Source organism: Campylobacter concisus, from assembly GCF_015230035.1.
Taxonomy (GTDB): domain Bacteria; phylum Campylobacterota; class Campylobacteria; order Campylobacterales; family Campylobacteraceae; genus Campylobacter_A; species Campylobacter_A concisus_BK.
In genome coordinates, this window is the sequence record NZ_JAAKZD010000017.1 from 1 (window position 1) to 18,865 (window position 18,865).

Here is an 18,865-nt window from a genome sequence, read left to right on the forward strand (position 1 = left end):
AGCAAAGTGAAGGTATCAATATGATAAATCAATCAGTTGCTCAAATAGATAATCTAACAAAAGAAAACGTAGTAATTGCAAACCAAGCAAACGAAGTAACATCAGAAGTAGATGAGATGGCTAAAGCCATAGTTGAAGATGTTAGGAAGAATAAATTCTAAAACACTTCTGGTTTAGGGTTTTAAATAAGCTCAAATTTGTTTAATGAAAAACTACTCAATAAACTCCAACCTAGTTTAAACTGGGTTGGGGGTTTAATAAATTGTCTTTTAAATTTAATGCTTTATATAGCTACTTTATTAAATTTAACATTCAAAAACCATTTACCAAATTTTAGAATTTTATGAACGAGCATATCACTAAATTTAGAGCTGAAATTACTCATTCATAAATTTTAAAATTTGCTATAAAGTTTTCTGTCACAAAACATATATAATTGTGACAAGTCTTGCTAAATATTAAAAACATCTTAGATATAAATTTTAGCTTCATATTTATTGCGTTTTTGGATAATTTAATTAAACAAAAGATAAATTTAGCCCATTTTATATGTTACTTTTCTACACACTATTTAATAAAATTTTTAATATATTTTTTTAAGATTAATAAAAAATAAGACTATATAATTATCTATATTTTAGATTTTAAATTCATGGTTTTACGCTCTTGGCAAGGCTCTTTTTTATAAAAAATCTTGGAAACAATTTGTAATTTTAAAATTTAAGATTTTGACAAAATAGCCGATGTAAATCAGGCGTAAATTAAGCTTTGCAAAGTTAATATTTATTTAACTTTGTGTTAAATCTTTTAAGGAGAAAAAATGAATCGACGAGATTTCATCAAAAGTGCTGCAGCTAGTGCTGCTTGTGCTAGTGCCGGTATCGCTGTGCCAAGCTCGCTAAGTGCGGCAAACGAAGCTGAAAAAGGCTGGCGTTGGGATAAGGCTGCCTGTAGATTTTGTGGAACTGGATGTGGCATCATGGTTGCTACAAAAGATGGCAAGATAGTAGCCGTAAAAGGCGATCCAGAAGCACCAGTAAACCGCGGTCTAAACTGCATCAAAGGCTACTTTAACGCTAAGATCATGTACGGCGAAGATAGGATCACTCATCCGCTTTTACGTGTAAATGAAAAGGGTGAATTTGACAAAAAAGGCAAATTTAAGCAAGTAAGCTGGAAGCAAGCATTTGATGTGATGGAAGCTCAGTTTAGAAAGACTTACAACGAGCTTGGACCTCACGGTATCGGCGTGCTTGGCTCTGGTCAATACACAATCCCAGAGGGCTACGCAGCAGTTAAGCTTATAAAAGGTGGCTTTAGAAGCAACAGCATCGATCCAAATGCAAGACACTGTATGGCAAGTGCAGTTCTTGGTTTTATGCAAGTTTTTGGTATCGATGAGCCAGCAGGCTGCTTTGATGACATCGAGCTAACTGATACTGTCATAGCTTGGGGCGCAAATATGGCTGAGATGCACCCGATCCTTTGGGCGCGCGTCAGTGATAGAAAGCTTAGCGATCCTGATAGGGTAAAGGTCGTAAATTTAAGCACCTATTCAACCAGAACATCAAATTTAGCCGATATAGAGATCATTTTTGCTCCGTCATCTGACCTTGCTATCTGGAACTACATCGCTCGCGAGATAGTTTATAACCACCCAGAGATGATAGATGAAGAATTTATTAAAAAACACTGCGTCTTCACAGCTGGCCCAGTTGATATTGGATATGGTCTTCGTCCAGACATCCACCACAAAAAATATGCTCCAAGCGAGCTAGACACAGCTGCGACTGAGAAGTCAAAGGTACTAAGCGAGGCTGAGGGCGTTACACTTTCTTATCTTGGACTAAAAGCTGGTGATACGTTAGAAAACAAAAACGCTGCAAAGGCTGGCGATCACTGGCAAATAACATTTGAAGAGTTTAAAAAAGCTCTTGCGCCTTACACACTTGACTTTACAGCTAAGGTAGCAAAGGGCGATCCAAACGAAGATATCAATGAATTTAAGAAAAAACTAAAAGCACTTGCTGATCTTTACATCGAGAAAAACCGCAAAGTCGTTAGCTTCTGGACCATGGGCTTTAACCAACACCAACGCGGCACATGGGTAAATGAGCAAGCTTATATGGTGCATTTCTTACTCGGCAAGCAAGCACTCCCAGGCTCAGGCGCCTTTTCTCTAACTGGCCAACCAAGTGCGTGCGGAACTGCAAGAGAGGTTGGAACATTCGTTCACCGCTTGCCAGCTGATATGGTTGTCGGCAATCCAAAACACAGGGAGATCACTGAAAAACTTTGGAAACTTCCTGCTGGCACACTAAGCGGCACTCCAGGCTCACACTACGTAAAAATGATGCGTGATCTTGAAGATGGCAAGGTTAAATTTATCTGGGTTCAGGTAAATAACCCATGGCAAAACACTGCAAATGCAAACCACTGGATTAAAGCAGCTCGCGAAATGGACAACTTCATCGTCGTAAGCGACCCTTATCCAGGAATTTCCGCAAAAGTAGCTGACCTTATTTTACCAACTGCGATGATCTACGAAAAATGGGGCGCATACGGTAATGCTGAGAGAAGGACACAGCACTGGAGACAGCAAGTACTCCCTGTTGGCGAAGCGATGCCTGATATTTGGCAGATGCTTGAGTTTAGCAAGCGCTTTAAGCTAAAAGATGTTTGGGGTGAGAAAAAAGTAAATGACAAAGTGACACTTCCAAGCGTGCTTGAAGCTGCAAAAGCTATGGGATATAGCGAAGAAGATACGCTATTTGACGTGCTTTTTGCAAATGAAGATGCTAAGAAATTTAGCGCAAACGATCCGATCATGGAAAACTATGACAACACAGAAGTCTTTGGCGATAGCAGAAAAGTGATCGGCTCAGATGGTAAAGAATTTAAAGGATATGGATTTTTCATCCACAAATATCTTTGGGAGGAGTATAGAAAATTTGGCGTTGGCCACGGCCACGACCTAGCTGACTTTGACACTTACCACAGAGTAAGAGGTCTAAGATGGCCAGTTGTCGATGGCAAAGAGACTCAGTGGAGATTTAACACTAAATTTGACCCATACGCTAAAAAAGCTGCTCCAAATGATAAATTTGCATTCTACGGCAACAAAAACGCAGCTCTTCCAACAGGCGATCTAAAAGGCGTAAAAAATCAAGAGAAAACTCCTCTTGTAAACAAAGCAAAAATTTTCTTCCGCCCTTACATGGATCCATGCGAGATGCCAAGCAAAGATTATCCATTCTGGCTATGTACTGGCCGTGTCCTAGAGCACTGGCATACAGGTACGATGACTATGCGTGTTCCTGAGCTTTATAGAGCCGTTCCAGAGGCGCTTTGCTACATGCACGAAGATGACGCTAAAAAACTTGGCGTGCTTCAAAATGAGATCGTTTGGGTCGAGTCACGCCGCGGCAAGGTAAAAGCTAGAGTAGATCTAAAAGGTAGAAACAAGCCGCCAGTAGGTCTTGTTTATGTGCCTTTCTTTGACGAAAACGTATTTATAAATAAAGTCTGCCTTGACGCTACTTGCCCGATCTCAAAAGAGACAGACTATAAAAAGTGCGCGGTTAAAATTTACAAGGCATAAAAGTGGCTGATATGGAATTCTCAAGTAGGCGTGAAGCTTTGAAATTTGGAGCTAAGGCAGCGATCTTAGCTCTTGGCGGAGGCTTTATATGGTCACTTAGTGCCAAAGCCTCGCCGCTTGTACTTCTTAGACCGCCTGGTGCGAAAGCGGAGAGGCAGTTTTTAAAGAGCTGTATTAGGTGTGGGCTTTGCGTAGAGGCCTGTCCATTTGATACGCTAAAACTCGCTACTCTTGAAGATGGTATAAGTGTCGGTACGCCTTATTTTGAACCTAGAAAAATTCCTTGTCATATGTGCGAGCATATCCCTTGCGTGCCAGCCTGTCCGACTGGTGCGCTGGATGCAAATTTAGTAAGCACAGCTGGCAAACTAGACATAAATAAAGCCAAAATGGGCGTTGCAGTGGTCGATATGAAAAACTGCGTGGCATACTGGGGCATACAGTGCGATGCTTGTTACAGAGCCTGTCCGCTTTTAGACAAAGCCTTATATCTCGAGTATCGCCGTAACGAAAGGACGCAAAAGCATGCATTTTTGCTCCCAGTGGTTGACAGCGATATCTGCACAGGATGCGGCGTATGCGAGCGAGCCTGTATCACCGAAAAAGCAGCCATTACTGTGCTAAACCGCGAAGTTGTGCTTGGTAAAGTTGGCGACAACTACGTCAAAGGCTGGGTAAAAGAAGATGAAAGGCGCGTGGATGATGCCGATAGCAAGATAAGGCTCGATATCAAAAAGGCGACTGACTATCTAAATGGTGGTGAGCTATGAAATTTTTAATCTTAAGACGAATAACTCAAATTTCCATCCTAGTGCTATTTATCCTAGGAAATGTTTATGGAGTTAAGATACTTAGCGGAAATTTAAGCTCATCTTTGCTTTTTGGACAAATTCCACTAAGCGATCCATTTGCGGTGCTTCAAATTTTACTAGCAGGCTTTAGCGTAGGCATAAATGCAGTAATTGGCGCGATCATCGTCTTTGCATTTTACGCGCTCGTCGCTTCTAGAGCGTTTTGCTCGTGGGTTTGTCCAGTAAATTTACTAACTGACATTGCTTACAAGCTAAGAGAGAAATTTGGCTTTAAGGGTGAGAAAATTTTAAACGTAAGTAAAAATTTACGCTACTACTTGCTAGCGCTTGCCCTTATTCTAAGTCTTGCTCTTTCAGTGCCAGCTTTTGAGAGCATTAGCTTTGTTGGTATCATCCAGCGTGGCATCATCTACGGCTCAGTTAGCGCCATTGGCATCGCCCTTGGCATAGTTGCCTTTGATATGTTCGTGCTAAAGCACGGAATTTGCTCACACGTCTGCCCGCTTGGTGCATTTTACGCGGTGATATCAAAATTTGCTCTCATCAGAGTAAAACACGACGCAAATGCCTGCACAAAATGCATGAAGTGCAAGCTCATCTGCCCAGAGGTGCAAGTGCTAGATATGATCGGTAAAGAGAGCCGCGCGGTTAGCTCAAGCGAGTGCATAAGCTGCGGTAGATGTATCGACGTTTGCGGCGACGGGGCACTAAATTTTAGTATTAGAAATTTAAGGAGAGAAAAATGAAAATGAAAATAATGGCGCTTGGAGCACTATGCGCTGCCTTTTTAGCGGCATGTGCATTGAATAATCCAAGCATTAGTGATTCGCAAATCGGCCTTAGAAATGTCGATTTGTTAGATGATAAAGACGTTGTTTTAAAAGACATCAACTACACAAAAGAGCCAGCAGGTATGGCAAAGAGATTTGATAGATCTTTTGAAAATGCACCTCCATTTATCCCACACGACACTGAGGGCTTGGTGCCTATCACAAAAGATTCAAATATGTGCGTAACCTGCCACATGCCTGAGTTTGCAAAAGATAGCGGAGCAACTGCGATCCCAGCTTCTCACCTTTATGACATCAGAAACAAAAAAGATCTTGCAGGCAAGCTTGATGATGAGAGATATAACTGCACAACTTGCCACGTCGAGCAACAAAATGGCGTAACGCAGCTTGTTGGCAATAAATTTAAGCCTGACTTTAGAGATAAAAACGGCTCACATAAGTCAAATTTACTAGACGTTTTAAATGACGGCGTTAAGTAATGCAAAGCAGGCGAGAGCTAATTAGTAAAATTTTGGGGGCAAAACCTGCTCCCAAATTTATAGATCCACCCTTTTTTAGCGGTGAATTTGACTGCGCCGGCTGTGAGGCTGGCTGCGTAAGTGCTTGTGAAAAAGAGCTTCTTAGCTTTGAAAATGAAAGAGTTGTTTTTAAAGTTAAAAAGCTAGGCTGCGACTTTTGCGAAGAGTGCGCGAAAGCTTGTCAAAGTAGCGGTCACCTGGCACTAAATTTAAGCTCACCAAAGAGCATAAACGCAAAGGTTAGCATCAACGTCGCTAGCTGCCTAGCGTGGAATGACACGATTTGCTACAACTGCCTTGATGCTTGTAAATTTAAAGCGGTTGAGTTTCTTGGTGTTTTTCGCCCTATAATCAATCAAAATTGCATAAGCTGCGGCGAGTGCTTTGATGTTTGTTTTAAAAATTCGCTTGAGATGGAGGCTTTATGAGAGTTTTATTTTTTCTTTTTTGCTTGCTAAATTTTGTCTTTGCAAATGAGATCACAACGCCTATTAAAGAGATAGAAGCTAGTGCAAATGTGCTTAATACCACGCTGATAAATGGCAAACTTTTTATCGCAACTGATGGTGGCACAGTTGAAATTTACGATCCAAAAGAGTCTAAATTTGATGAGATCATCAAAATGGATGATATAAAAACCTACGTTAGCGACCATGAAAGGCCAAAAATTTTAAATGTCGATGAGCTAAATGGCAAGATGCTCATCCTAAGCGAGGGCGACTACGCTACAAAGGTTCTTTATATAAGAGAAAATGGGCAGATGAGAAGCATAAAAATGGCTAATCAAGCGACAAAAAAGGCGTTATTTTTAGATGATGAGCATATAGCACTTGCCTCGATCAGCAATGAAATTTACTTTTTAAACCTAAAAAGTGGCGAAATTTATGATAGCTTTAAGATCTCTATCGCAATGCTCTCAGACATGGAGATAAGCGAGGACAGAGGCACGCTAGCGATCGCTTGTGAGAGTGGCAAGGTCTATTTTTACAATGTTCGCACTAAAAAGATGGACAAAATTTTAGATATCCACACTGATAATATCTACGACATCGCCTACAAAAATGGTGTTATGATCAGCGGAGGCACCGACAGGATCGCTGGCATCTTCTCAGCTGGGACGCTAAAAAAGATAAATACTGGCTTTTTGGTTTATGGCGTGGGACTTAGTAGTGACGGCAAGATCGCAGCTTATATGAGCGATGAGATGAGCGATGTAAATTTGGTTGATAGCGTCACTTTGGATAAGATCGCGATGCTAAAAACTGGTCAAAGCACGATAAATAGCATAGTTTTCATAAGCGACAACGAGGTCGTAACCTCTGCTTATGAGAAGAAAATTTTATTTTGGAGAGTTAGATGAATATTTCAAGCCTGATAGTCTATACAGACAATAAAAATGAGAGCGTAAAAGGCGAGATAAGCAAGCTAAAAGAGTGCGAGATCATCACTGACGCAGAAGATAGGATTGTGGTGGTCGTTAGCTCAGAGAGCATCGAAGATGAGATCAGAGTTTTTAAGATGATAGAGGGCATTAGCGGTGTGGTAAGCGTAGCGATGGTTTATAGCTACCAAGAAGACGCTCAGGAGAATAGAGAGAGGCTTGAAGCAAACGGCAAGATAAGTGAAATCCTAACAAGCGATGACGTAAAAGCCGAAGATATCGCATATGGCGGTAGCGTGCATTATAAGGTGAGGTAAATTTAACCCCCTTTTGGATAAAAAGAAATTTACAAATTCAATAAAGCTGTCTTTGCAAATTTTAAAATTCCATTCACTCGCAAGAATTGACTACTAAAATTTGGCTTCGCTTAGCGCTTAGCTCAAATTTTAGAGCCGAAATTACTCGTTCATGAAATTTTAAAATTTGCTAGAAATTTCTTAAAAATAAATCACATGCAGTGCTTTAGCACTGAAGCATGCACCTTGAACGTTGTCGGGGTTAGGGGATTGTTAAGGGGGAAGGGAGCGACTTCGTAATTCAAGCCTCTTCCCCCTTAACAAAGAAATAAACATTAAATTTATAAAAATCTATTTTGCAAATTTTAAACTTTCACTCACTCGCAAGAGTTGGCTACTAAAATTTGGCTTTGCTTGCAGCTTAGCTCAAATTTTAGAGCCGAAATTACTCGCTCATGAAATTTTAAAATTTGCCTGACACTTGCCTAATTTGACAAAATATATTTGTAAATTTTAAAATCTTATTCACTCGCCTTAGCAACTTACTAAATTCAGGTCTCGTTATCACTTATCACTGAATTTGGAAGTGTGATATACTCGCTCATAAATTTTAGAATTTGCTAGAAATTTATCTGATGATAAAACACATGTGGCGCAAAGCGCTATCGCATGCCACCTTGAACGTGCGAGGGGTTTTACTCTGGCTTTGCCTCGTAACTGCAAGCAGACGAGTGATTTAAAGGGAGATAAGGGGACGGACTTCGTGTCTGCCATGCGGTTGCGAGCTTGCGAAGCAAAATTCAAGTCCCCATGTCCCCCTTTTTGATAAAAAACTTTAAATTTCTAAAAACTATTTTTTACAAATTTTAAAACTTTCATTCACTCCTAAGAGTTGACTACTAAAATATGACTTCGCTTGCAGCTTAGCTCAAATTTTGAGCCGAAATTACTCGTTCATGAAATTTTAAAATTTGCCTGACGCTTGTCTGATTTGACAAAATAAATTTGTAAATTTTAAAATCTTACTCAACTCGCCTTAGCAGACTACTAAATTTAGAGCTGTGATATGCCAGCTCTAATTTTAAAATTTGCCTGATACCCACCTGATTTGACAAAATAAATTTACAAATTTTAAAATTTAAATTTCACTGAGCGGTAGGTCTGATCAAACCTAAAAGTTAGCAGATTTTGCAGTATCCCAAAAAGCACCATGAAGGTGACAAAGCTGCTTCCGCCGTAGCTAAAAAACGGCAGCGGTACACCCACAACCGGCGCAAAACCGATCGTCATCGAGACATTTACCCCCACATAAACAAAGATGAGCGCGGCTATACCAGTGGTGGTCACCTGCGTAAAATAATCATTCTTAAGCCCGTAGTTTAGGCTAAGTAAGTGCGTTATAAGCGCTCCATAAAGCCCCAGCAAAAGAAGCGCCCCGTAAAAGCCAAAACGCTCGATATTATAAGCAAAGATGAAGTCACTTGTGGCGATTGGCAAAAATTTAAAGTGTGTCTGCGTCGCCTCGTCCTTTGGTTTGCCTTTTAGCCCGCCGCTACCTATGGCTATGATGCTTTGCTTGACGTGATAGCTTGGCTCTTCGGCGATGAAGTCGTGGATCCTCTTTTTTTGATAATCATGTAAATTTTCATACAAAACCGGCGCCGAAAATCCTATGGCAAGGATGATGCAGATCCAAATTTTCTTATTTACGCCTATGACAAAAAGGATGGTGTAGCCAACTATCAAAAGTATGAGCGCGGTGCCAAGATCAGGCTCTTTCATGATGAGCGCAAATGGCAAAAGTATGTAAAAACTAAGCCTTAAAAAGTCTTTTAGCCCGTATCCATCGACCTCTGGCGGGCGCTGCTTAACTAGATAGGCTAGCATCAGCAAAAAGGCTGGCTTCATGAGCTCTGAGGGTTGAAGCGTGAAGTGAACGAAGGGAATTTCTAGCCAGCGCCTAGCTCCTAGCTTGCTAACGCCAAATATATCAACGCTTAAAAGCAGCACGATGCAGACCCAGTAAAACATCGGGATGATCCAGTCGATGCGTCTAATAGGCAGTAAAAATGCGATACAAAATGAGACAAATCCGATGCCAAAATACACAAGCTGTTTGTTTGCCAAAATGTCGTTTGCTTCGGAGACTAGGATGTATGAGATGGCTATGATTGGGATGATTAAAAACGGCTGAATAAAATCAAAATGTGTTAAAATACGCCGATCTAGTTTTATCAAGAAGCAAACCTTAATTTTTGGGCTAGATTATATCACAAACAAGGCTTTGATTTTGGTTAAATTTAATGTTTTAAATAGCTCAAGACTCGACGTTGCAGTGGCCAAAGAGCTTCAAATTTCACGTAATCAAGCTTTAAATTTGATAAAAGACTCCCTTGTAAGCGTAAATTTAAAACCAGTCTCAAAACCAAGCTTTTTGTTAAACGAAAACGATGAAATTTGCGTAAATTTTGCCCCAAAAAAAGAGGTACAAAATGAGTACGAAGTAAATTTTGATATCCCGATCATCTATGAAGACGACGATCTCATAGTGCTAAACAAGCCCCCACAAATCGTCGTTCACCAAGCCCCAAGCGTCAAAGAGGCGACACTTGTTGAGTGGCTAAACAAAAAGGGCTTTATGCTCTCAAATTTAAACGGCGACGTAAGAGCTGGCATCGTCCACCGCCTAGATAAGGGCACGAGCGGCGCTATCGTCGTTGCTAAAAACAACTTCGCCCACGCAAAACTAAGCGAGCAGCTAAGCGATAAGAGCATGGGACGAATTTATCTGGCGCTCACCGACTTACCGCTAAAAGAGGACGTCATCATCGACAAGCCAATCGGCAGAAATCCAAACAACCGCCTAAAAAAAGCGATCGTCGCGGATGCTAAATTTGCAAAAAGCGCCTTTGTAAATTTACTAAGTGAAGACGGAGTAAATTTGATAGCAGCAAAGCTTTTTACAGGCAGGACGCACCAGATCAGAGTGCATCTTGCTAGCATAAATCGCCACATTTTAGGCGATGATTTATACGGATTTAAGAGCCAAGGCGATAAAATAAGCAGGGTTATGCTTCACGCTTATATGCTCTATTTTATCCATCCGCGAACTGGCAAAAGGGTAGAATTTACCGCAAAAACGTATGATGACTTTAACCAGATAATTTACAAAAAAATTCCCAAGGAGATTTTTGATGAAAAAATTTGCCCTACGCATATTGACACCATTTTTAGTAGCTTTCTTAGCGGGATGCGGCTCTAGCGTACCGACTCAGCAAAGCACATCACTGCCAACGATTACAAGCTTAAAAACTATTTCAGATATGACAGAAGTTGGCTTCGAGTGGAACCCAGTGACCGATGAGAGCGTCGTTGGCTACTACCTTTACCGCTCAAATCCAAACGATGCAAACTCAAAAATGCAATTAGTTGCAAACATAAAAGACCGCTTTGCTACGCACTATGTTGATCGCGACCTAGCTCCAGAGACGACCTACTCATATCAGATGAGAACCTACTCAAGCAACGCCATCTCACAACCAGGTGCAATCGCAACTGCGACAACTAAGCCACTGCTTGACTCTGTGCCATTTGCGCAAGCTATCACAGGACTTCCAGGCCGTGTAAAAGTGATCTGGAGACCACATCCTGATAGCACAGTAGCTAGTTACATCATCCAAAGAAGCGATGCAGGAGCTAATAAATTTAGCCAAGTAGCAGAGGTAAATGGCAGACTAAATGCCGAGTATATCGACACTGAAGTAAAACCTGGTAGGTCTTATGAGTATAGGATCTTAGTTAAAACTTCTTCTGGCGTCATCTCAAAACCAAGCCAAAACATAAGCGCCACAACAAAGGAGTTACCCTAAATCAGTAACAAACGTCCAAGCGACCAAAAATGCGCCAAAAAAGATCATCTTAACGTGGGATTACGCGCCAGCTGAGGATTTTGCTTATTTTAAGGTTTATAGAACGACAAGTAAAATTTTGCCTTACACATACCTAGCAAAAACGACTAGCAACACCTATGAGGACCTCATAAACACAAACGCAGCGACAAGGTATTATAGGGTGACAGCTGTCGATAAAGACGGCCTTGAGAGCTTAAAGCAAGAAGAACCGATCGTTGGTAGCACACTTGGCGCACCAAAAACTCCAAGCATAAGCGCTAGCTATGATGGCAGCGGTGTAAATGTAAGCTGGAGTGCAGTTGATAGAGCTAGCTCATATACAGTTTATAGAAGCGGTGCTAGCGAGAAAGTCTTTAGCGGTATAAGTGATACTGGGCTTAGAGATGACAGCGTTCAAGCTGGTGCTAGCTACTCTTACAGCGTCGTAGCAGTCGATGAATACGGCATCGCCTCTGATAAGTCATCAAAAGCAGAAGTTAGCATAAAATAATGCCAAATTTCATCGCTTCGTCCTTAAAAGAGCTCTCGTTCCCATTTGGTAACGACAAGATCAAATTTCTTTGGCAGGCAAATGGCCGAAACGAGAAGCTCATCTACACAAAAAATGAAGAAGAGAGCTTTTTTCTAGTCGTAAAGCCAGGCAAAAATGGCGTCGTCGTAAAGGGTGAAAAGCTCACAAAGCCTGCTAAAGTTGGACTTTTACAAGAGGCACTTGAGCTTTTTAAAGAGCAAAGTTGCAATGGCATCATCAGCCAAGCATTTGCTGTAAAAAAGACAAATTTGACCAAAAAAGTTAGTGAAATTTTAAGCCTTGAAGAGTTTGTGCCAGCTTTTTACGAGCTAAAAGATAAATTTAAAGAGATTTTTATCGAGATTGGCTTTGGCTCTGGCAGGCACTTGCTCTATCAGGCTAAAAACAACCCAAATGCCCTAGTTATAGGCATAGAGGTCTATAAGCCAAGCATCGAGCAAGTAGCAAAGCTAGCTAGGGCAAATGCCCTAGAAAACGTGCGTCTAATAAACACAGACGCAAGGCTCTTACTCTCGCTTGTTGGATCAAATTTGGTTGATAGAGTATTTTTACACTTCCCAGTGCCGTGGGATAGGGCTGAGCATAGACGCGTGGTCTCATCGGCGTTTGCGCTTGAGTGCGAGAGGATACTAAAGCTTGGCGGTAAATTTGAGCTACGGACTGATAGCAAGGAGTATTGCGACTTTAGTTTGAGTAAATTTTTAGAGCCCACAAACTCAAAGATAGAGGCTTTTAAAAATAGAAATTTAGAAGTAACTAGCAAGTATGAAGACCGCTGGAGACGTCAAGACAAGGACATTTACGATGTTATTTATACTTGTGAAGCAAAAAGCGATGAGAGCGTTTTGGCTGGGGATTTTAGTTTTAAAGAAAAGACAAGCGTAAAAAATATCATTAAAAATTTCAAAAATTTCATCATAAAAAAAGAGGATCATTTTTTACATTTTGAAGAAATTTACACCATAAACGAGGGTGAAATTTTGCTAAAAGTCGCCTTTGGAGCGTTTAACAAACCAGAGCAATGTTTCATCAAAATAAGCGATGAAAAAAGCGAATATTTTATAAAAAAACCGATCTTAATACGTGAAAATTTAGCAGCACACGAGCTTTTGAAGGAGTATTTGGCTGATGCAAGAGATAATTAGCGCAAGAAATTTAAGCCTTGCTTATGAGCGCAACGAGGTTGTGATCAATAGCGTAAATTTAGACATCTACGCAAATGACTTTGTCTTTATCACAGGCAAGAGTGGAAGCGGAAAAAGCACGCTTTTAAAGTCATTTTACGGAGAAATTTCGCCTCTAGCTGGCGAGCTAAATGTCTGCATGACGCAAATGGACGATATCGATGACAAAAGACTTTGCGAGCTTAGGCAGCGAGTTGGCATTATATTTCAAAACTACCGCTTGATAAATGAGTGGAATGTCGAAAAAAACGTCATGCTGCCACTCATCATCAAAGGCGTCAATCAAAATGTGAGTAAAAAGCAGGTCGCTAAACTTTTAAAACATGTAAATATGCTTCACAAAGCCGATAAATATCCTCGCGAGCTAAGTGGCGGCGAGCAGCAAAGAGTTGCCATGGCAAGAGCACTCGCGCACAATCCAAATTTGCTCTTATGCGACGAGCCAACAGGAAATTTAGACGAATACTCAAGCGACGTCATCTGGTCGCTTCTAAAATCAGCCAGAGAATTTCTAGGCACAAGCGTGGTCGTGGTGACGCATCACATCCCATCAACGCTTCGCATCCCATACCGCCACTTCGTCATAGAAAATGGAGGCGTGCATGAGATCGCTTAAAAACCACCTTGGATTTATCCTGCCGTTAATCGCGCTTTTATTTTCAGTGCAGTTTAGCCTCACAGCGGACAAGATCGTAAGAGAGTATGAGAGGCTTATGGGAAATGACTACAACATCGTGGTGGTCTCAAACAAAGAGCTAAGCGAGCCTGTGTTAAAGCCAGTGGTTAGCACGCTAGCTAGCATTGAGCCACTAAGCCCACAAAAGATCATCGACCGCCTATCAAACGACATCTCGGCTAAAAATTTATCCATCCTTCAAAACGCCTTGCCTAAATTTTACTCGCTAAGACTAAGTGAATTTCCATCGCCAGAATATATGGAGGAGATAAAGCAAAAGCTTTTGAAATTTGATGGCATAAGCAAGGTCGAGACATTTTCAAAGACCCATGACAAGGTCTTTAAGATGCTAAATTTAGCCAAAAGTATATCGTATGCATTTATGGCGATACTTTGCGTCGTTGGGCTTATGCTTATGCTTAAGCAGACTAAAATTTGGCTATTTGAGCATAGAGAGCGCATCGAGATCATGACGCTTTTTGGCGCGCCATTTTGGTTAAAATCAGCCATGCTCTATAAATCAGCCATGGTTGATAGCATAGTTGCGACCATTGTTGTTGGTGCATTTTTCTTTTTCTTGCCTAGCATTGAAATTTTTAGAGAAAATGCCGCAAGTATCGATGTAGTCTTGCCTAGCCTTGATCTTTCAAGAGATATTTTTATCTTATTTGGCGTGGCTATGGTTTTAAGCATTTTTGCTGTTAGTTTAGTGATGAGTAAGGCTAGAAAAAGCACGATATGAAAAAAGGAATTTTTACACTTTTGCTAGCATTTAGTCTAGCTTTTGCATCAAATACTAAAGAGAAGATAAAAGACTCCAAAAACTCGCTAAGATCGACGCAGGCTATGAGCGAGCAGCTTAGTAAAAAGCTTGACGACTTGGCTGGCGATATCGTAAATGGCGAGAAAAAACTGCGCGGCATAAGCGGCGATATCACAAATTTAAAAGGTCAAATTTCAGTTCTTGAGACAAATGCTTCAAAAGCGCTTCTTGAGCTTGATGATCTAACAAAGCAAAACAAAGAGCTAGAGCGCACCCAAAAAGAGCTAGAGCAAAATATGATAAGGATCATCGCAGAAGACCTCTCATTTGATCTCATGATGTCAGCAAGCGAGGGCAAACAAAGCGAAGAGAGCATCATCTCATCGCAAATTTTAACCAAGCTAAACGCCATAGCAAAAGAGGACTTTAAAAGGCTTAGCCAAAACTACGAAGATACGATTGAGAAGATAAAAAATAAATCAAGTAAGATAAACGAGATAAACTCAAGCATAAAAAACTATAGGCGCAAGCAAAATGATCTACAAAGCCTAGAGAGCACGCAGAAAAATACAATAAACGGGCTAAAACGTGATAAAGAAATTTACAGCAAAAAGCTAGCCAAGCTTCAAGCCCAACAAGACGAGCTAAGAAAGACGCTTGAGCAGCTTGCTATCATGCAAAAGCAAGAGGATGAAGCTGCCAGAGCTGCCAGAGAAAAGCAAGAAAGAGCAGCTAGTAAAGGTGGCAAAAAGGGCGAAAAGAGCCAGCCAATGGGTGGTGGCTATCAGACAAGCTCAGTTAAGAGATACTCAGGCGCAAGAACGATCGCTCCGCTTGATAGCTACTCTGTAAAGCAAAAATTTGGCAATTACGTAGATCCGATATATAACATCAAAATTTTCAACGAGTCAGTCATACTTCGCTCAAGCACGCCAGATGCTAAGGTTAAAAGCGTGCTAAATGGCAAGGTCGTCTTTGCAAAAGCAACTCCTATGCTTGAAAATGTCGTCATCATCGAAAATGAAAACGGCATCCACACGATCTACGCTCACTTAAGTCAGATCGCGCCAACTGTAAAAGTAGGCTCAGTCGTGCAAAAAGGCTACGTCATAGGCCGAGTTAGAAACGATCTAACCTTTGAAGTAACGCAAAGAAACTACCATATCGACCCGCTTGAAATGATCTCAAAATAGTCACTTTGTAAGCGTTATTAGCTAAATTTAAAGCCTTTTTGGCTAAAATGCGTGAATTTCAAGGAGCATGACAATGAGTAAGAGAAAACGCGTATTGGTCAAATTTTCAGGCGAGGCCTTGGCTGGAGAAAATGGTTTTGGTATAGACACAGCTGTGCTTAAATTTATAGCAAGCGAGATAAAAGAGCTCATCGAAAATGATATCGAAGTTGGCATCGTAATAGGCGGTGGTAACATAGTGCGCGGTGTGAGCGCTGCAAAAGATGGTATCATCAAACGAACAAGTGGCGATCACATGGGCATGCTAGCAACTGTCATCAACTCGATCGCGATGCGTGAAGCTTTAGAGCGAAGCGGGCTTGAAGTAAGAGTGCAAAGCGCGATCAAGATGGAAGCGATCTGCGAGACTTTCATCGTGGGACGTGCGCAGCGCCATTTAGAAAAGGGCAGAGTTGTCATCTTTGCTGCAGGCACTGGCAATCCATTCTTCACAACAGATACAGCAGCTACGCTAAGAGCTATCGAGATCGGCTCAGATATGATCATAAAAGCAACAAAAGTTGATGGCGTTTATGACAAAGATCCTAAAAAATTCAAAGATGCAAAACTTCTAAAATCACTAAACTACGAAAAGGCGATGAGCGATGATATCAAGGTTATGGACGATACTGCCATAGCTTTAGCAAAAGATAACGCACTGCCGATCTTAGTTTGTAATATGTTTAAGGCTGGAAATTTATTAAAAATAATAAATGAAGAAGAAGCAGCCCTATACTCAGTTGTAAAATAAATTTCAAAAAGGATAAAAATGAGAACAGAACAAATCACAGCAAGAGCGCTAAAACAAGTAGGAGATGACAGATATAAGCTTTCACTTATCGTTGCAAAGCGTGCAGAAGCGCTAGCAAATGGCGCCATAGCTTTAGTTGATGCTGATACTTCAAAGATGAAATTTGCCGACATCGCACTACTTGAAGTGGCTGAGGGCAAAATAGGCTTAGAGGCAATAGTTGAAGGAAAATAGTCTTTTTTTAGAGCAGTTAATCGAGCAAATTTTAGCTTGCAAAAACGTTTCAGAAGCGATAAAACTGCTCTTTTCTCTTTGTGAGAGAAGTGAAATTTTAGACAAAGCCGTAGATAGCTGCGTCACATCTCACGCTGGACAATACCGCAAAAGTGGCGAACCATACGCCATCCACCCAATCTTAGTAGCCTCTATCGTAGCAAATATGGGCGGCGATGAGAGCATGGTTATAGCTGCACTTCTTCATGACGTAGTCGAAGATACCGACGTAACGTTAGGTGAGCTTCAGGCTGGATTTGGCGATGAGGTGGCAAAGCTGGTTGAAGGGCTTACAAAGATAGTTGCCATTAGAGAAAACAAGCTCGCAAGCTCAGATAGCAACGAAAAACTAGCAAGCTCGGCTCTAACTTTTAGAAAGATGCTCTTAATCTCCATAGAAGACGTCAGAGTCCTTGTCGTAAAGCTTTGCGACAGACTTCACAACATGCTAACTCTTGAAGCACTAAGGCCTGAAAAGCAAAAACGCATAGCCGAAGAGACGCTTATGGTCTATGCTCCGATCGCTCATAGGCTGGGAATTTCATCAATCAAAAACATGCTTGAAGATCTAAGCTTTAAGTATGCGATGCCAGAAGAATACGCAAAGATCGATAGCTACCTAAACAAAAACAAGCAGCAACTTAGCCTAAAACTAAATGCTTTTCACGAAAAGGTAAGTCAAATTTTGCTTGAAAATGGCTTTATCGAGGGCACTTTTGAGATACAAAAACGTATAAAACACTACTACTCGATCTATCTAAAGATGCAAAGAAAGGGCATTTCTATCGAAGAGGTGCTTGACTTGCTTGCCATTAGGATCATCGTGCAAAAGCCGCTTGATTGCTACCTTGCACTTGGAAATCTGCATATAAATTTTAACCCTCTCATCTCAAGATTTAAAGACTATATCGCGCTTCCAAAGCAAAATGGCTATCAAACGATACACACAACCATTTTTGATAACAAAAGCATTTTTGAGGCGCAAGTTCGCACTTATGATATGCATAAAACCGCTGAATACGGCGTTGCCGCTCACTGGAAATATAAAAATGGCGAGGGCAGCCTCTTAAATCCAAAGCTTGACTGGTTAAATGACATCAGCATGCAAAATAGCGAGAATGAGAGCAACGTCGAAGAGCTTTATGAATATGCAAAAGATAGCCTTTATATCGAAGATATCGCAGTTTATTCTCCAAAGGGCGAGGTCTTTACTCTGCCACGTGGTGCTACAGCGCTTGATTATGCTTATGAGATTCACTCAGAGATCGGACTTTACGCAAAAGAAGCTTATATAAACCGCGTCAGGATGCCACTTCTAACAGAGCTAAAAAATGGCGACATCGTTAGGATAGTAACTGGCGAAGAGGCTAAATTTCGCTGTTCGTGGATAAATAGCGTGCGAACAGGCAAGGCAAAGGCCACGATAAGGTCATTTTGTAAGCAAAAGATAAGAGATATAAACTACAAAATGGCGATAGATATCTTAAAATCAGTATTTAACGTCTCAAAAGATAGAATTTTAGAGTGGGTAGAGTGCGAAAATTTAGGCAAAAAGGTATTTCGCGCGGCAACTGATAGCGAGTATCTGCAAGAAGTGGCAAATATGCTTAAAAAATACATCAGAAAAGAGCGCCCATTTATGATCTCTTTGGGCGACAAATACCAGATCAAAAAGCAGAAATTTGAAAACATAGTGATCTACTCAAACCATAAAATTTCAAATGTCGAGTTTGATTATTGTTGTAATCCAAAAAGGGGCGATAGCATAGTTGGCTTTAAAAATGGTCACACCGTGACAGTGCATCACAAACTTTGCGAGCGCGCTGGCAAGCTAATGGATAAAGGCGATGAGATCATCTTTGTCAAATGGACGAGAAATGCCCCACATAGGTATAAAATTTTATTAAATTTAGAAAACAGAAAAGGTGCGTTGGCTGAATTTTTAACATATCTTGCTAGACTTGATATAAATTTAGCTACAATCTCGCTAAACGAAGCAAATGATCTTAGCGGAGATACGTTTGAAATAAGCGTCGAAATAGCAGAAAACATCGATGCAAACGAGATCAAAGAGAAGATCAAAGATAGATATAAGATTATTGATTTTGTTTCGCAAAGCGACCCATATCATAATTAGGAGAGAA

Annotated in this window: 18 protein-coding genes and 1 pseudogene; 18 read left to right on the top strand and 1 reads right to left on the bottom strand. The window is 40.8% G+C overall.

Going from position 1 to position 18,865, the window contains the following annotated elements; translation table 11 throughout:
• The 8 genes and pseudogenes from G6W41_RS10540 to G6W41_RS09370 all read left to right on the top strand — a co-directional run.
• Positions 1 to 161 (top strand): annotated as a pseudogene (locus tag G6W41_RS10540) (methyl-accepting chemotaxis protein); the annotation flags it as partial.
• A gap of 659 nt (positions 162 to 820) precedes the next feature.
• The gene (gene napA / locus G6W41_RS09340; protein WP_194171344.1) at positions 821 to 3,601 is read left to right on the top strand and encodes a nitrate reductase catalytic subunit NapA; all 2,781 of its coding nucleotides are present in this window, start codon (positions 821 to 823) and stop codon (positions 3,599 to 3,601) included.
• Positions 3,602 to 3,612: 11 nt separating this feature from the next.
• Positions 3,613 to 4,371 (top strand): ferredoxin-type protein NapG, encoded by a 759-nt coding sequence (gene napG / locus G6W41_RS09345; protein ID WP_196779847.1) that lies wholly within the window; start codon positions 3,613 to 3,615, stop codon positions 4,369 to 4,371.
• Positions 4,368 to 5,159 carry a quinol dehydrogenase ferredoxin subunit NapH gene (gene napH / locus G6W41_RS09350; protein ID WP_194171346.1) on the top strand — a complete coding sequence of 264 codons (792 nt, stop codon included), beginning with the start codon at positions 4,368 to 4,370 and terminating at the stop codon, positions 5,157 to 5,159. Before napG ends, napH begins: the two co-directional genes overlap by 4 nt.
• Complete coding sequence (locus G6W41_RS09355) at positions 5,156 to 5,683, top strand: nitrate reductase cytochrome c-type subunit (RefSeq protein WP_103611311.1); 528 nt, start codon at positions 5,156 to 5,158, stop codon at positions 5,681 to 5,683. The genes napH and G6W41_RS09355 overlap by 4 nt, the downstream gene beginning before the upstream one ends.
• The gene (locus tag G6W41_RS09360; protein ID WP_194171347.1) at positions 5,683 to 6,150 is read left to right on the top strand and encodes a 4Fe-4S ferredoxin; all 468 of its coding nucleotides are present in this window, start codon (positions 5,683 to 5,685) and stop codon (positions 6,148 to 6,150) included. Before G6W41_RS09355 ends, G6W41_RS09360 begins: the two co-directional genes overlap by 1 nt.
• Positions 6,147 to 7,082 carry a WD40 repeat domain-containing protein gene (locus G6W41_RS09365; RefSeq protein ID WP_194171348.1) on the top strand — a complete coding sequence of 312 codons (936 nt, stop codon included), beginning with the start codon at positions 6,147 to 6,149 and terminating at the stop codon, positions 7,080 to 7,082. Before G6W41_RS09360 ends, G6W41_RS09365 begins: the two co-directional genes overlap by 4 nt.
• Complete coding sequence (locus tag G6W41_RS09370; RefSeq protein WP_002939660.1) at positions 7,079 to 7,420, top strand: chaperone NapD; 342 nt, start codon at positions 7,079 to 7,081, stop codon at positions 7,418 to 7,420. Before G6W41_RS09365 ends, G6W41_RS09370 begins: the two co-directional genes overlap by 4 nt.
• A gap of 1,110 nt (positions 7,421 to 8,530) precedes the next feature.
• Here the strand turns inward: G6W41_RS09370 and G6W41_RS09375 are convergent.
• Entirely contained in the window at positions 8,531 to 9,637 is a 1,107-nt protein-coding gene (locus G6W41_RS09375) for an FtsW/RodA/SpoVE family cell cycle protein (protein ID WP_194171349.1), read from the bottom strand.
• A 52-nt stretch (positions 9,638 to 9,689) separates the two neighbouring features.
• Between G6W41_RS09375 and G6W41_RS09380 the strand changes: the two genes are divergently transcribed.
• The 10 genes from G6W41_RS09380 to G6W41_RS09425 all read left to right on the top strand — a co-directional run bounded on the left by G6W41_RS09380 (position 9,690) and on the right by G6W41_RS09425 (position 18,858).
• Positions 9,690 to 10,661, top strand: coding sequence for an RluA family pseudouridine synthase (locus G6W41_RS09380; RefSeq protein WP_194171350.1), 972 nt, complete (start codon positions 9,690 to 9,692; stop codon positions 10,659 to 10,661).
• Complete coding sequence (locus tag G6W41_RS09385) at positions 10,594 to 11,268, top strand: fibronectin type III domain-containing protein (protein WP_180385121.1); 675 nt, start codon at positions 10,594 to 10,596, stop codon at positions 11,266 to 11,268. Before G6W41_RS09380 ends, G6W41_RS09385 begins: the two co-directional genes overlap by 68 nt.
• Before the next feature lie 118 nt (positions 11,269 to 11,386).
• Positions 11,387 to 11,800, top strand: coding sequence for a hypothetical protein (locus G6W41_RS09390; protein ID WP_021087995.1), 414 nt, complete (start codon positions 11,387 to 11,389; stop codon positions 11,798 to 11,800).
• Positions 11,800 to 12,987, top strand: a complete 1,188-nt coding sequence (trmB, locus tag G6W41_RS09395; protein ID WP_194171351.1) for a tRNA (guanosine(46)-N7)-methyltransferase TrmB — start codon at positions 11,800 to 11,802, stop codon at positions 12,985 to 12,987. Before G6W41_RS09390 ends, trmB begins: the two co-directional genes overlap by 1 nt.
• On the top strand, positions 12,971 to 13,642 hold the full coding sequence (locus G6W41_RS09400; protein ID WP_004317228.1) for a cell division ATP-binding protein FtsE: 672 nt from the start codon (positions 12,971 to 12,973) through the stop codon (positions 13,640 to 13,642). The genes trmB and G6W41_RS09400 overlap by 17 nt, the downstream gene beginning before the upstream one ends.
• Positions 13,629 to 14,444, top strand: coding sequence for a cell division protein FtsX (locus tag G6W41_RS09405; RefSeq protein WP_021088006.1), 816 nt, complete (start codon positions 13,629 to 13,631; stop codon positions 14,442 to 14,444). The genes G6W41_RS09400 and G6W41_RS09405 overlap by 14 nt, the downstream gene beginning before the upstream one ends.
• Entirely contained in the window at positions 14,441 to 15,658 is a 1,218-nt protein-coding gene (locus G6W41_RS09410; RefSeq protein WP_009294285.1) for a murein hydrolase activator EnvC family protein, read from the top strand. Before G6W41_RS09405 ends, G6W41_RS09410 begins: the two co-directional genes overlap by 4 nt.
• A 73-nt stretch (positions 15,659 to 15,731) precedes the next feature.
• Positions 15,732 to 16,448 (top strand): UMP kinase, encoded by a 717-nt coding sequence (pyrH, locus tag G6W41_RS09415; RefSeq protein ID WP_009294284.1) that lies wholly within the window; start codon positions 15,732 to 15,734, stop codon positions 16,446 to 16,448.
• 18 nt (positions 16,449 to 16,466) lie between these two features.
• A complete protein-coding gene (locus G6W41_RS09420) occupies positions 16,467 to 16,682 on the top strand; it encodes a DNA-directed RNA polymerase subunit omega (protein ID WP_004317259.1) in 216 nt (71 codons plus the stop codon).
• A complete protein-coding gene (locus G6W41_RS09425; protein ID WP_194171352.1) occupies positions 16,669 to 18,858 on the top strand; it encodes a RelA/SpoT family protein in 2,190 nt (729 codons plus the stop codon). Before G6W41_RS09420 ends, G6W41_RS09425 begins: the two co-directional genes overlap by 14 nt.
• Positions 18,859 to 18,865: the final 7 nt, after the last annotated feature.

Excerpts from the sequence above, each read along its gene's own strand:
- G6W41_RS09405 (WP_021088006.1), top strand. The coding sequence starts at position 13,629 with ATGAGATCGCTTAAAAACCACCTTGGATTTATCCTGCCGTTAATCGCG.
- pyrH (WP_009294284.1), top strand. The coding sequence starts at position 15,732 with ATGAGTAAGAGAAAACGCGTATTGGTCAAATTTTCAGGCGAGGCCTTG.
- G6W41_RS09365 (WP_194171348.1), top strand. The coding sequence starts at position 6,147 with ATGAGAGTTTTATTTTTTCTTTTTTGCTTGCTAAATTTTGTCTTTGCA.
- G6W41_RS09360 (WP_194171347.1), top strand. The coding sequence starts at position 5,683 with ATGCAAAGCAGGCGAGAGCTAATTAGTAAAATTTTGGGGGCAAAACCT.
- G6W41_RS09355 (WP_103611311.1), top strand. The coding sequence starts at position 5,156 with ATGAAAATGAAAATAATGGCGCTTGGAGCACTATGCGCTGCCTTTTTA.
- G6W41_RS09420 (WP_004317259.1), top strand. The coding sequence starts at position 16,467 with ATGAGAACAGAACAAATCACAGCAAGAGCGCTAAAACAAGTAGGAGAT.
- G6W41_RS09385 (WP_180385121.1), top strand. The coding sequence starts at position 10,594 with ATGAAAAAATTTGCCCTACGCATATTGACACCATTTTTAGTAGCTTTC.
- G6W41_RS09370 (WP_002939660.1), top strand. The coding sequence starts at position 7,079 with ATGAATATTTCAAGCCTGATAGTCTATACAGACAATAAAAATGAGAGC.
- napH (WP_194171346.1), top strand. The coding sequence starts at position 4,368 with ATGAAATTTTTAATCTTAAGACGAATAACTCAAATTTCCATCCTAGTG.
- napA (WP_194171344.1), top strand. The coding sequence starts at position 821 with ATGAATCGACGAGATTTCATCAAAAGTGCTGCAGCTAGTGCTGCTTGT.
- G6W41_RS09400 (WP_004317228.1), top strand. The coding sequence starts at position 12,971 with ATGCAAGAGATAATTAGCGCAAGAAATTTAAGCCTTGCTTATGAGCGC.
- trmB (WP_194171351.1), top strand. The coding sequence starts at position 11,800 with ATGCCAAATTTCATCGCTTCGTCCTTAAAAGAGCTCTCGTTCCCATTT.
- G6W41_RS09410 (WP_009294285.1), top strand. The coding sequence starts at position 14,441 with ATGAAAAAAGGAATTTTTACACTTTTGCTAGCATTTAGTCTAGCTTTT.
- napG (WP_196779847.1), top strand. The coding sequence starts at position 3,613 with ATGGAATTCTCAAGTAGGCGTGAAGCTTTGAAATTTGGAGCTAAGGCA.